This window comes from Pseudomonas sp. BN515 (assembly GCF_029873155.1).
Classification (GTDB): domain Bacteria; phylum Pseudomonadota; class Gammaproteobacteria; order Pseudomonadales; family Pseudomonadaceae; genus Metapseudomonas.
In genome coordinates, this window is sequence record NZ_SSOH01000069.1 from 22,801 (window position 1) to 36,035 (window position 13,235).

The window sequence follows — 13,235 nt, forward strand, 5'->3', positions numbered from 1 at the left end:
TTTTCTTGTAGGGAGGAGTTCCGGTTCTTCTGTGGGAGCGAATTCATTCGCGAATCCCGTTTCAGCTACTGAGCGCGTCGACCGCCAATCGCGCCACAGCCAAGTCCGACTCTGCGGATGTGGCATCCCCATCCTCCAGGAACCAGGCGGCGGAAAGCCCCGCATAGGCCAGCACCCAGCGCAGCAGCCGCTCCCGGCCCAGACCGGAAGCTTCGGCAACCACCGCCACCTGGCGGGCGAAGCGCTCAGGCCGCGTCACGGTGGGCAGCTCGGGATTGCAGATCATGTTCGCGTAGTCGTACCCGCGATCACCGATCACCCGCTTGGGGTCGATGGCCAACCAGCCGCGCTCGCCGAAATCGAGCACGTTCTCATGGTGGATGTCGCCATGCAGCACCACCACTTCGCGCTGTGAACCCAGCAGTTCGCGGGCAACACCGGCAGCCTCGGCGAACAGCCCTCCCCGTTGCCGCGCCGCCGGCCACAACGAGCGGAACCATTCTTCCAGGGTGGCCAGCTCCGGCGCTGGGGTCAGCCTCGGCGCATGCAGCCGGGCAATGGTGGCGCAGGCAATGCGGCTGGCTTCGTCGTCACGCCCATCCAACGCCATGCGCATCAGCGATCCGAGGCCGGTGGCCCGCTCCATCAATAAGGCATCGCCCTCGAGCCGATAGACCTGCGCCGCGCCTTCGCCATCCCACCAGCACATCACCAGTGCACCGATCCTTTCCTCGCTATCCCGGGCGATCTTCAACATCGCCGGCAATCCGTCGAACCGTACGGGCAGCAGATCGCTGCTGGGCGTACGGATGGGCTCGCCGTCAGGTTGCAGGTTCCATTTCGTCAGGTAGGGCTCGAACACGGCCTTGTGCTCCTTGCGGGTGATCGTCAGACCCAGCCATCTCGGACCGGGTGCGCCATGGTAGCCAGAATTCCCCTGTCGGTTGCCACCGTCCTGGCATAGTCATTCGCGCTTTAGCCGTCCGATTACCGCACAAAACCCCGAGCGACAAATTGACGTAATTAACCGGTTAGTACATTTTCATTGTCATCCCGCTCCGGCTATCCGGACGGAGCCAGAACAACAATGGAGATACCGCTGTAATGACCCGCACCGTCCTGGTTCTCAACGGTCCGAACCTCAATATGCTCGGCACCCGCGAACCCGCCACCTATGGCCACGAAACCCTCGCCGACATCGCCGCCCAGTGCAGCCGCACCGCCGCCGGGCTGGGTTTCGAGGTGGACTTCCGCCAGACCAACCATGAAGGCGAGCTGATCGACTGGATCCACCAGGCTCGCGGCCGTTGCGCCGGCATCGTCATCAACCCCGCCGCCTGGACCCATACTTCCGTCGCCCTGCGCGATGCCCTGGTGGCCAGCGAGCTGCCGGTGATCGAGGTGCACCTTTCCAACGTGCACAAGCGCGAGGAGTTCCGTCACCACTCCTTCGTTTCCGCCATCGCCGTCGGCGTGATCTGCGGCCTCGGCAGCCAGGGCTACAGCCTGGCACTCCAGCACTTCGGCCAACTGTTCTCCAGGGGTTGAGCGCCATGTCCCAGCACAATCAATCCGTTCTCGCCGGCCTGATCGGCGCAGGTATCCAGGCTTCCCGTACGCCCGCCATGCACGAGCATGAAGGCGACGCCCAGGGCATCCGTTACCTCTATCGGTTGATCGACCTCGACCAGCTGAAACTCGACAGCAGCGCCCTCCCCGACCTGCTCGATGCCGCCCAGCGCATGGGTTACACCGGCTTGAACATTACGTTCCCCTGCAAGCAGGCGATCATCCCGCTGCTGGACGAACTCTCGCCCGAGGCCGCTGGTATCGGTGCGGTGAACACTGTGGTGCTGAAGGACGGCAAGCGTGTCGGCCACAACACGGACTGCCTGGGCTTCGGCGAAGGTTTCCGCCGTGGACTGCCAGACGTTCAGCGCCGCCAGGTGGTGCAGATGGGCGCCGGCGGCGCGGGTTCCGCCGTGGCCCATGCTCTGCTTGCAGAAGGCGTCGAGCGCCTGACCCTGTTCGAAGTGGACGCCGCCCGTGGCCAGGCCCTGGTGGATAGTCTGAATGCTCACTTCGGCGTCGGTCGCGCTGCCCTGGGTACGGACCTGCCCAACGCCATGGCGGAAGCCGATGGCCTGGTGAACACCACGCCTATCGGCATGGCCAAATTGCCCGGCACTCCGGTTCCGGCCAAGCTGCTGCGCCCCGAACTCTGGGTGGCGGAGATCATCTACTTCCCGCTGGAAACCGAACTGCTGCGCGATGCACGTGCTACCGGCTGCCGCACCCTGGACGGCGGCACCATGGCGGTGTTCCAGGCCGTGAAAGCCTTCGAGCTGATCAGCGGCCGCAGCGCCGATGCCGACCGGATGATGGCGCACTTCGCCAGCATGAATGGTTGATGCGTCTGACCTCGGCGCTCCTCTGTAGGGTGCGCTGCGCGCACCGATACTCCCGCGCGGTGTAACTGGTGAACACACGGCGCACCCTACGCATCTGTTCCCTGTGGGAGCGAATTCATTCGCGAATAAATTCGCTCCCACAAATGCCCACACCCCCTTTAATCCAGCACCGGCTTCAGTAGCGCCTGCGCCTCATACAGAGGCGTCAGATAACGCTGGCGCATCTCGTCTCCGTTCATCCGTGAAGCGTGGGTGGTGATGGTGAGACTGGCCTTCAGTTCGCCCTTGCGATTGGTCAGCGGGACGCCGAGCACGCACATGCCCGCCTCGTATTCCTGGTCCACCACGGCGAAGCCCTGAGCCCCGACCTTCCTCAACTCCGCCTTCAGCTCGTCGATGCCGGTGCGCGTGAACGGCGTCAGCTGACGCAACGCGACCCGCGCGAAGTACGCCTCCAACTCCTCTTCGGTAAACGACGCCAGCCAGATGCGTCCGCTGGCCGTGCAGTACATCGGCATGCGCGATCCGGGTCGAATGGAGAGCGAGGCGATGTGGCTGTAGCGGCTGCGCACGATATGCACGATGTCATCGCCGTCGCGCAGCCCCACTGACACGTGCTCCTGAGTCGTCCGCGCCACCTGCTCGACGATGGGTCGCAGCATGCGTGGCAATTGCGCCGAATCCACGTAGGCCTGGCCGATGCGCAATGCCTTGGCGGTCAGCCAGTAATGGCGGCCATCGGTCTCGGCGAAACCGTCATGGACCAAGGTCAACAGGAAACGTCGTGCCGCGCTGGACGTCATCCCGGACATGGCCGCCGCTTCCGGCACGCTGAGGCGCGGGTGGTCGACGCTGAACAGCTGCATCAGCGCCAGGCCTTTCTGCAGCCCGGCGATAAGGTCCCGCTGGTGGATTACCGGTGTCTTCATTCCCACTCCCCGTCCGGTGGATCGGCCTTTCCGTAGGGTGTGCCGTGCGCACCGGAAGCCCGTGCAGAAGATGCGGTGCGCGCAGCGCACCCTACAAGGAACTGGTGGATTACCGGTGTCTTCATTCCCACTCCCCGTCCGGTGGATTGGCCTTTCCGTAGGGTGCGCCGTGCGCACCGGAAGCCCGTGCAGAAGATGCGGTGCGCGCAGCGCACCCTACCAAAATTATTTCAGCTAACAGTGCGATTATCGCAGTGCCATTGCGATAAACAACCAAAACGCCCTTCTGCTTCATTGGCCGCTTCCTGGGCGCTGGCAATACTGCCGGCACAACAACAAGCCCAGGAGATCAGCATGATCCGTGGTTCGACCGCACTGGTGGCCATCATCGGCAGCCCCATCGCCCAGGTGAAATCGCCGGAAAACTTCAACGCCTGGTTCACCGAGAGCGACCAGGACCTGGCGATGATCGCCGTGGACATGGCCGAGCAGAATCTCGCCACCTTCATCCAGTCCCTGCGCGGCTGGAAGAACCTGCGTGGCTGTGTCGTCACCGTGCCCTACAAACAAGTGCTCGCCAGCCTGCTCGACCAGCTAAGCCCCCGCGCCGCCGCCCTGGGCTCGGTGAACGTGATCCGCCGCGAGTCCGATGGCCGCCTGTTGGGCGACAACGTCGATGGCGAGGGCTTCCTCAAGGCCGCCCGCGCCCACGGATTCCAGCCGGACGGACACCGTGCGCTGCTGGTGGGCTCCGGCGGCGTCGGTGCGGCCATCGCCTACTCGCTGTGCGAAGGCGGCGTGCGCCAGTTGGTGATCGCCGACCTCGACGAGCCCCGCGCCGAAGCCCTCGCCGAACGCTTGAGCCAGGCGTTCCCCCAGATCGCCATCGGCAATCAATACGAAAGCCTGGGAGCCTTCGACCTGGTGGCGAACGCCACGCCTGTGGGCATGGGCGGAACCGGTGAAATGCCCTTGCCTGGTGTACTGCTGGAAACCCTTTCGCCTGCTGCCCTGGTGGCCGACGTGGTGACCAGTCCGGTGGTGACGCCCTTCCTGGAACTCGCCCGGAACCTGGGCTGCCGCATCCAGACCGGTCCGGAAATGGCCCGCGCACAGATGGGCAACCTTGGCGCCCACATGGGCGTGATGCCGCAGGACGCCTGAGGAGCCGCCCATGAACTCTGTCGTACAGACACAGCCCCCCGAAAACCTCGCGGGCACCTGGGACCTGGTGGTACTTGGCAGCGGTGCCGCCGCCTTTGCCGCAGCCACCACTGCCGCCTGCAAGGGCCTCAGCGTACTGATGCTGGAGAAAGCGCCGCAGTTCGGCGGCACCTCGGCCATCTCGGGCGGCGCCGTGTGGATCTTCGACAGCGACCAGGCCCGCGCAGCAGGCATCCAGGACAGCCCGGAAGCGATCCGCACCTACCTGAAGAAGACCATCGGCTCCGGCTACCGGCCCGAACTGGTGGACGCCTTCATCAGCAAGGGTCGCGAGGCGCTGCGCTTTCTCGAACAGCACACCGAGCTGGCCTACGCCCTGCGTCCCTTCTCGCCGGACTACTACCCGCTGGAAGACGGCGCCACCGACCGGGGCCGTGCCCTGGAAATGCTGGAGTACGACGGGCGCCGTCTGGGCGCGCGCTTCAAGGACCTGCGACGTCCGCCAGAGGGCATGCTGTTGTTCGGCGGCATGATGGTGAACCGCGTCGATATCCAGCACTTCCTCAGTTTCCGCCGCTCGCCCCGGTCCCTCTGGCATTGCCTGAAACTTATGGCCCGCTATGGTCTGGACCGCCTCAGCCATGAACGCGGCACCCGCCTGACCGTGGGCAACGCGATGATCGCGCGACTGGCTACCACCGCCTTCGAGAAAGGTGTGGAGCTCTGGTTGCAGAGCAGCGCCGAGTCGCTGGTGATCGAGGGCGGCCGGGTCGTCGGCGTGCGCGTACAGAAGGATGGCCGGCAGGTAGTCGTCCGCGCCCGAGGCGGTGTGGTCTGCGCCATGGGCGGCTTCGCTGCCGGAGAGTTGGCCGCCCGCTTTCGCCCGGATGCCGGCAGCGAACACCTGACCATGTCTCCCGCCACTAACGACGGCGCCGCGCTACGCCTGGGCGCCGAAGTGAATGCCGCAACCGGTGCGGGCATGGCAGCCAATTTCTTCTGGGCGCCGGTATCGAAATTGCGACGGCCCAACGGCGAGACCGAGCGTTTCCCCCATCTGGTCACCGACCGCGCCAAGCCGGGAATCATCGCGGTGAACAGCGCCGGGCAGCGCTTCACCAACGAAGCCGACTCCTACCACAGCTTCGTCCAGGCCATGCACCGGGAAGGCATCGCCACTTGCTGGCTGGTCTGTGATGCCGAGGCCATGGGCCGCTACGGCATGGGCCTGGCGCGACCGAGCCCGGTGGACAACAGCGCCCTGATCGAAGCCGGCTACCTGTTCCGCGCCGACACGGCCGAAGGGCTGGCCCGGGCCATTGGCGTCGATCCACAGGGGCTGGCGGCAACACTCGCGCGCCACAACGAGGACGCTCGCAGCGGCCATGACAGCCAATTCGGCAAGGGCGCCACCAGCTACAACCAGTCCTTGGGCGACCCGCACCACAAACCCAATCCCTGCCTGGCGCCGCTGACTCGCGCCCCCTGGTACGCCGTGCGCGTGCACACCGGCGACCTGGGCTCGGCGCGCGGCCTGGTCACCGACGCCACGGCCCGCGTGCTGGACCATCAGGGCAAGCCCATCGCCGGCCTGTACGCCGCCGGCAACGACATGAACTCGATCATGGACGGCACCTACCCCGGCCCTGGCATCACCCTGGGCCCGGGCCTGACCTTCGGCTATCTCGCCGCCAGCCATGCCGCCGAACACCTGCAATCCAAAGCCTGAGGCAACCACCATGTATTACGAACTGCGCACCTACACCCTCAAGCCCACCAAAATGGCCGACTGGCTGGCCCTCTACCGCAGCCATTGCCTGGAGCTGCAGACCGAGCACCTCGGCAAGCTGGTGGGCTTCTTCACCACCGAGTTCGGCGACGCCAACCAGGTGGTGCACATCTGGGCCTACGAGAGTCTCGACGACCGCATCGCACGCCGCGCGAAGATGGCTGCGGACCCGCGCTGGGCCGAGTTCGGGCGCCTGAACAAGGAACTGGATGCCGTGCTGCATCTGGACTCGCGTCTGATGCGCCCCACCGGTTTCTCTCCCCTGCAATGAACACGGCGAACGAGCGTCACTGCGATGTGCTGGTGATCGGTTCCGGCGCCTCGGGCCTGGCGGCGGCAGTCACCGCCGCCCATCGCGGGCTGGACGTGCTGGTGGTGGAAAAGGCCAACCAGCTCGGCGGCACCAGTGCCTGGTCCGGCGGCTGGTTGTGGATTCCGCGCAACCCGCTGGCTCGGGCGGAAGGTATCGAGGACAGCGAACAAGCCGTCGAGACTTACCTGCGTGCCGAACTCGGCGTCGATGCGCTGGATGAGTGCCAACGGGCCTTTCTGCGCCACGGGCCGGAGATGGTCGAGTTCTTCCAGCGCCACACCCAGGTGCAGTTCCAGTCCGGCAGCCGTATGCCGGACATGCACGACTCCCCTGGTGCCGCGCGCGGCGGCCGTTCCCTCTGCGCCCTGCCCTTCGACGGTCGCCAGCTCGGCCCCTGGCTCCAAGCGCTGCGTCCACCGCTGGATCTGATCAGCCTGGGCGGCATGGGCATCGCCGGTGGCGCCGACCTCGCGCACTTCCTCAATGCCCGCCGCTCGCCGCGCTCGGCCCTGTATGTCGCCGGACGCCTGCTGCGGCATTGGCGCGATCGCCTGCTGCATGGCCGAGGCCTGCACCTGGTAAACGGCAACGCCCTGGGGGCGCGGCTGTTGCGCAGCGCCCTCGACCTTAGCGTGAGCCTGGAAACCGGGGCTGCCGCCACGCGGCTTCTGCAGGATGACCAACGCGTTGTGGGTGCGGAGCTGATGCAAGATGGCCGTAGCCTGAAGGTGCTGGCACGCCGGGGCGTCGTGCTGGCCTGCGGTGGTTTCCCTCATGACCGCCCGCGCATTGCCAGGCTGTTCGGCCACGAGCACCTCTCCGCCGCACCGGACACCAATACCGGCGACGGCCTGCGCCTGGGCGAAACCGTGGGGGCGCAGGTGGCGGAAGACCTGTCGAGTCCGGCGGCCTGGGCACCGGTGTCACGGGTGCCGCGCAAGGACGGCAGCTTCAGCGGCTTCCCGCACCTGATGGAGCGGGCCAAACCGGGGTTCATCGCCGTGACGCGCAATGGCCGGCGCTTCACCAACGAGGCCGACTCCTATCACGACTTCATGAATGCCTTGTTCCGCACCACCCGGGCCGGGGAAGAACCCGCCGCCTGGCTGATCTGCGACCACCGTGCACAACGCCGCTACGGCATCGGCTGGGCGCGCCCTTTTCCGTTCCCGACGGGTCGCTACGTGCGTAATGGTTACCTGAAGAAGGCGGCCAGCCTTGCAGAACTGGCCCGTCTTTGCGGTATCGACGGGGAGCAACTGCAATCGACGGTGGCAGCATTCAACGCCAATGCCGAACGCGGAATAGACCCCGATTTCCGGCGCGGCGCCTCGGCCTACAACCAGGCACAGGGCGAACCCTTGCACGGACCGAACCCGTCGCTGGGCGCACTGGCCGAAGGACCTTTCTATGCGCTGAAACTGGTACCCGGCAGCCTGGGCACCTTCGCCGGACTGCGCACCGATGCGTCTGCACGGGCGCTGGATGACCGGGGCGAGGTCATCCCCGGTCTCTATGTGGTAGGCAACGATATGGCGAGCGTGATGAGTGGGCGCTACCCCAGTGGCGGAATCACCCTGGGGCCGGGCATGACCTTCGGTTATCTCGCCGGGCTGGAGCTGGCCCGACAGGAAGTCACGCCTGCAGGAAGCGCAGGACAGACTCGCAGATCATCTCCTTGTGCCGCGCCTTGACCTGCTCGTCCACCAGATCGATCTGGAAGATCTCGCCGAAGGTGTTGCGGTTGGAGACGCGGTAGAAGCAGAAGGAGCTGATCAGCAGGTGCAGGTCGAGTGCGTTCAGGCCTGGACGGAACAGGCCCTCGGCTTCACCACGACGGAGGATTTCACCAAGCGCGTCAAGGATGGTGGTGCTCATGGAGCGGATGGCCTTGGACTGCTTCACGTACTCGCCGTGATGGATGTTCTCGATGCTGACGATGCGCACGAAATCCACGTTGCGGTCGTGGTGGTCGAAGGTGAATTCCACCAGGCGGCGGATCGCTTCGCGGGGTTCCAGTTCGGCCAGGTGGAGTTTGCCTTCGGTGCTGCGGATATCGCCGTAGAGCTTTTCCAGCACCTCGACGTAGAGCTGCTCCTTGCTGCCGAAGTAGTAGTAGATCATCCGCTTGGAGGTGTGCATGCGCTCGGCGATGGCGTCCACGCGGGCGCCGGAAAGGCCCTGCTGGACGAATTCGGTGATGGCCGCCTGAAGGATGTTCTCGCGGGTTTTCTCCGGGTTGTTCTTGCGCCCTTTACGAGGGGCCTCTGCGGGCAGGTCTTGGACTTCGGCAGTTATTGTCATCTTGGGCTCACGGCCAGCGGAAACTGGATCGATTATGGGCTGGGCGGCGGCCGTAAGGAAGCCTGGCGCGGACGTGGCGCCAGGCTTCCACGCGGTCTACAGCTTGGCCTTGGCCAGGGCGCCACTGCGCGCCTTGGCCATGGCCGCCAGGCGTACCGCGACGTTGGCCGCGCCGTAGCCGGCGTAGCCGTTCTTGCGCTGGAGGATTTCGAAGAAGAAGCGCCCCTCGAACGGCTCGGTGTAGACGTGAAACAGCTCGCCACCCTGGGCGTCGCGATCGTAGAGCACGTTGTAGTAGGCCAGCTCGCTGAGGAACTCGTCGTCGAAGTCAAAACGCGCGGCCAGGTCGTCGTAGTAGTTCAGCGGGATATCCAGCAGCGGCACGCCGGCGTCCTTGGCGCGGCTCACCTCGGCGAAGATGTCTTCGCAGGAGAAGGCGATGTGGTGGGCGCCCGAGCCGCGGTAGCTGGACAAGGCGTGAGAGATGGCCGTGTTGCGGTTCTCCGAGATGTTCAGCGGCAGGCGGATGCTGCTGCAGCGACTGCGGATGGCGCGGCTCTTCACCAGGCCGTACGGGTCCGGCAGCACCACTTCGTCGTCGGCCTCGAAATCCAGCACGCTCTTGTAGAACAGCACCCAGCTGTCCAGGCCATCGGCCGGCAGCGCCAACGCCATGTGGTCGATGCGGTCGAGCTGGCCGGTCTGCACGGCGCCCGCGTCGAGGACGAAGTCGCTGTCATAGATGGTCTGCCCGGCCTGGGCCTGCTCTACCAGATAGATGAGGCTGCCATCCGGCGCGCGCACGGCGGGAATCTCGCGTTCGTTCGGGCCGACCAGCCCACGATAGGGTTGGCCCTTGAATTCGCGCGCCCGCTCCAGGGCGCTCGCGCTGTCCTTGACCCGCAACGCGGTGGCGCACAGCGACGGGCCGTGGGCCTCGAAGTAGCCATGGGCGAACGAATAGGGTTCGGCGTTCAGCACGATATTGATGTCGCCCTGGCGCAGCAGGCTCACGTCCTTGGAGCGGTGCTTGCCGGCGCGGGCGAAGCCCAGGCGCTCCAGCCAGCCGGCCAGCTTCGCGCCCTGGTTCTCGTCCACGGCGAACTCGAGGAACTCCACGCCGTCGTAGCGGCTGGCCGGCGGTGGCGCGAAGAGAATGTCCCGGTTGGCTGGGGGCGTTGCGTCTTTTTCCAGCAGCTTGCGGGTCTTCTCTTCGAGATAGAGCAAGGACCGCAGGCCATCGGCGGCATTGGCGCGCGGCGGTGCGGCGCGGAAGCCGTCGTTGAAGATTTCCAGGGACAGCGGCCCGGTATAGCCGCTGCGGATGACGGGTGCGAGGAAGCCCGCCAGATCGAACTCGCCCTGGCCGGGGAAGCAGCGGAAATGCCGGCTCCACTCCAGCACGTCCATGGCCAGCAGGGGTGCGTCGGCCATCTGCACGAAGAAGATCTTGTCGCCCGGAATCTCGGCAATACCGCTCGGATCGTCCTTGATCGACAGGGTGTGGAAGCTGTCCAGCAATACGCCCAGAGCTGGGTGATCGGCCTGGCGAACCAGGTTCCAGACCTGCTGCCAGCTGTTCACATGACGGCCCCAGGCCAGGGCCTCGTATCCGATGCGCAGATTGCGCGCGCCGGCGCGGTCGGCCAGCAGGCGCAGGTCGTCGACGAGGATTTCCTCATCGGGCAGCGAATCGGGCTGGACGTTGCTGCACACCAGCACCAGGTCGGTACCGAGCTCCTGCATCAGGTCGAACTTGCGTTCGGCGCGGTCGAGGTTCTTCTGCAGGCGGTCGCGGCGGCAGCCTTCGAAATCACGGAACGGCTGGAACAGGGTGATGGCGATGCCGAGGTCGGCACACATCTGGCGGATTTCACGGGGGCTGCCGGCGTAGTACAGAAGGTCGTTCTCGAAGATTTCGACGCCGTCGAAACCGGCGGCGGCGATGGCTTCGAGCTTTTCCGGCAGGGTACCGCTCAGGGAGACGGTGGCAATGGAACGCTGCATGCTTCAGCTCCTGGTGGGTGGGCGCCGGCTCTGCGGTCATCGGCAAGGGGTATTGCCGAGGTGTTCCTGTGGGAGCGAATTCATTCGCGAAGCAGACCGCAGGTCTGCCATGTCAACTGAGCCATGGGCGGCTATGCCGCCAATCGCGAATGAATTCGCTCCCACAGAAAAGCAACCCGCACGGCTTGTTTTCGTAGCTGGATCGATTATTCGCGCGTAAAGTCAGCCCATCAATTCAATATGTACGAACCAGTTAGTTTTGTGTTCGATCAGCGAACAGAAGGCCGGTTATCGAATTGACGCTTTTTCGATCACTGCGCAACATGAACCCCATGTTGCAGGCAACCCACCGGGTGGCATCACTGCCCAGCCCAGTCACCCGGCAGGCCCTGCGATGGCAACCAAGTGTCACGACATAACAATTTCAAGAAACGGGTAACAGCTCATGCTCACTACCAGCTACCTGATCGAAATCCCCTCCCCCAGCCGGCTTGCCACGGCCTCCAGATCGAGTGCGACGCGATCGTCGCCACTCTGAACTGACTCCCTGACACCACTCGGACGGCGATAACCGGCCAGCTCCCCACGAGCAGCGCCGCGCCAGCGTGCACACATTCCAGCCAGGCCCCGCGCCGATGGGATGTGCGTCCGGCTACCTAACAAAAACAACGGAGACATCGATGGCTACCACCTCCAGCTCCCAAGCCAAGAAAGCAACTGCCAGCGGATGGATAGGCTCCGCCCTGGAGTACTACGACTTCTTCATCTATGCCCAGGCGGCAGCCCTGATCTTCCCGCAGATCTTCTTCCCCAACACCGATCCGAAAATGGCCATCATCGCCTCGCTGGCCACCTACGGCGTCGGCTACCTGGCCCGCCCGGTAGGCGCCTTCGTGCTCGGCCACTGGGGTGACACCCGCGGTCGCAAGAATGTGCTGCTGCTGTGCATGTTCCTGATGGGTCTCTCCACCATGGCCGTCGGCCTGCTGCCGACCTACCACGACATCGGCATGCTTGCGCCGGTGCTGCTGGTGCTGCTGCGCCTGGTCCAGGGCTTCGCCGTGGCCGGTGAGATTTCCGGCGCCAGCTCGATGATCCTCGAACATGCGCCATTCGGGCGGCGTGGCTACTACGCCAGCTTCACCCTGCAAGGCGTACAGGCCGGCCAGGTGATGGCGGCTGCCGTGTTCCTGCCGCTGGCCTACTTCATGCCGAGTGAGGCCTTCAACGAATGGGGCTGGCGAATTCCGTTCCTGCTGAGTGCCTTCGTCCTGGTGGCCGGCTTCATCATCCGTCGCGAAGTCCATGAAACTCCGGCCTTCGTCAATGAAGAGAACCAGCAGAAAGTCGCCAAGTCGCCTGTAACCGAAGCCTTCCGCCACAGTTGGAAATGCATGGTCCTGGTGATGTTCATGGCCCTGATGAACGTGATCCCGGTCGTGGCCACCATCTTCGGTGCGGCCTACGCGGTGCAGCCGGCCTACGGCATCGGCTTCGACAAGAGCGTCTACCTGTGGATTCCGGTGGTGGGCAACATCGTCGCCGTACTGGTCATCCCCTTCGTCGGCAACCTCTCCGACAAGATCGGCCGTCGCCCGACCATGATCGCTGGCTGCCTCGGCTCCGGTCTCCTGGCCTTCGTCTACCTCTATGCCATCAGCATCCAGAACGTGCCGCTGGCCTTCGCCACCTCCATCCTGATGTGGGGCATGGTCTACCAGGGCTACAACGCGGTATTCCCGAGCTTCTACCCGGAGCTGTTCCAGACCCGCTACCGCGTATCGGCGATGGCCATCGCGCAGAACATCGGCACCATGCTCACTGCCATGCTGCCGGCCCTGTTCGCCGCCGTCGCTCCGCCCGGTTCGGACAACATCCCGGTGGTGATCGGCAGCCTCGCCTTCCTCATCACCTGCGTGTGCGCCCTGGCCGCCTACGTGGCACCGGAAACCCACCGCCTGGCCATGGAAGACCTCGGCAACCCGAACGCCAAGCCGATGGACAAGAACCAGTACGAGTCCAGCCGCCAGAACAGCATGCGCGCCGTCAGCCATTGATCGCGCAAGCCAGGCTCCAAAGAGAAGGCCCCATATGGGGCCTTTTCTTTTTGGTTGGCCCACCTCTGGAACAGCCCTGTAGGGGCGATTTCAATCGCTACGCAGGGCGCAGCCCTGCTTTGTAGGAGCGAATTTATTCGCGAGATGGCGGGGCACCGTGCAAGCCTTTAACTGCCCTCACCCCAACCCTCTCCCAGAGTGAAGTGGTCAAGTAAAACTGGACACCGGTTTAGGTCTATCCAGCCAGCGCTTCGCGCTGTG

At 64.8% G+C, this 13,235-nt stretch carries 11 protein-coding genes; 7 read left to right on the top strand and 4 right to left on the bottom strand.

Going from position 1 to position 13,235, the window contains the following annotated elements:
* Positions 1–61 precede the first annotated feature (61 nt).
* Positions 62–862: an aminoglycoside phosphotransferase family protein gene (locus tag E8E91_RS16635; protein WP_280377037.1), complete on the bottom strand. Its 801-nt coding sequence runs from the start codon at positions 860–862 to the stop codon at positions 62–64.
* 242 nt (positions 863–1,104) lie between these two features.
* On the opposite strand from E8E91_RS16635, the gene aroQ reads away from it, so the two are divergent.
* Together aroQ and E8E91_RS16645 are read left to right on the top strand one after the other, a co-directional pair.
* Entirely contained in the window at positions 1,105–1,548 is a 444-nt protein-coding gene (gene aroQ, locus E8E91_RS16640; RefSeq protein ID WP_280377040.1) for a type II 3-dehydroquinate dehydratase, read from the top strand.
* Positions 1,549–1,553: 5 nt separating this feature from the next.
* Positions 1,554–2,411 (top strand): shikimate dehydrogenase, encoded by an 858-nt coding sequence (locus tag E8E91_RS16645; RefSeq protein ID WP_280377043.1) that lies wholly within the window; start codon positions 1,554–1,556, stop codon positions 2,409–2,411.
* A gap of 158 nt (positions 2,412–2,569) precedes the next feature.
* On the opposite strand, the gene E8E91_RS16650 is transcribed toward E8E91_RS16645, so the two are convergent.
* Positions 2,570–3,340, bottom strand: coding sequence for an IclR family transcriptional regulator C-terminal domain-containing protein (locus tag E8E91_RS16650; protein WP_280377046.1), 771 nt, complete (start codon positions 3,338–3,340; stop codon positions 2,570–2,572).
* A 354-nt stretch (positions 3,341–3,694) separates the two neighbouring features.
* Between E8E91_RS16650 and E8E91_RS16655 the strand changes: the two genes are divergently transcribed.
* Genes E8E91_RS16655 through E8E91_RS16670 form a run of 4 tightly spaced genes read left to right on the top strand, consistent with a single transcriptional unit; the run spans position 3,695 to position 8,300 of the window.
* Entirely contained in the window at positions 3,695–4,504 is an 810-nt protein-coding gene (locus E8E91_RS16655; protein WP_280377048.1) for a shikimate dehydrogenase, read from the top strand.
* Between the two features lie 10 nt (positions 4,505–4,514).
* On the top strand, positions 4,515–6,233 hold the full coding sequence (locus E8E91_RS16660) for an FAD-binding protein (protein ID WP_280377051.1): 1,719 nt from the start codon (positions 4,515–4,517) through the stop codon (positions 6,231–6,233).
* Between the two features lie 10 nt (positions 6,234–6,243).
* Positions 6,244–6,564, top strand: a complete 321-nt coding sequence (locus E8E91_RS16665; protein ID WP_280377053.1) for an NIPSNAP family protein — start codon at positions 6,244–6,246, stop codon at positions 6,562–6,564.
* The gene (locus tag E8E91_RS16670; protein WP_280377055.1) at positions 6,561–8,300 is read left to right on the top strand and encodes an FAD-dependent oxidoreductase; all 1,740 of its coding nucleotides are present in this window, start codon (positions 6,561–6,563) and stop codon (positions 8,298–8,300) included. The genes E8E91_RS16665 and E8E91_RS16670 overlap by 4 nt, the downstream gene beginning before the upstream one ends.
* On the opposite strand, the gene E8E91_RS16675 is transcribed toward E8E91_RS16670, so the two are convergent.
* Both E8E91_RS16675 and quiC read right to left on the bottom strand, forming a co-directional pair.
* Positions 8,242–8,910: a TetR family transcriptional regulator gene (locus E8E91_RS16675; protein WP_280377056.1), complete on the bottom strand. Its 669-nt coding sequence runs from the start codon at positions 8,908–8,910 to the stop codon at positions 8,242–8,244. The two genes, E8E91_RS16670 and E8E91_RS16675, sit on opposite strands and share 59 nt — an antisense overlap.
* Positions 8,911–9,006: 96 nt before the next feature.
* Positions 9,007–10,917 (bottom strand): 3-dehydroshikimate dehydratase QuiC, encoded by a 1,911-nt coding sequence (gene quiC, locus E8E91_RS16680; protein WP_280377059.1) that lies wholly within the window; start codon positions 10,915–10,917, stop codon positions 9,007–9,009.
* Positions 10,918–11,597: 680 nt separating this feature from the next.
* Between quiC and E8E91_RS16685 the strand changes: the two genes are divergently transcribed.
* The gene (locus E8E91_RS16685; RefSeq protein WP_280377062.1) at positions 11,598–12,974 is read left to right on the top strand and encodes an MFS transporter; all 1,377 of its coding nucleotides are present in this window, start codon (positions 11,598–11,600) and stop codon (positions 12,972–12,974) included.
* Positions 12,975–13,235 lie beyond the last annotated feature (261 nt).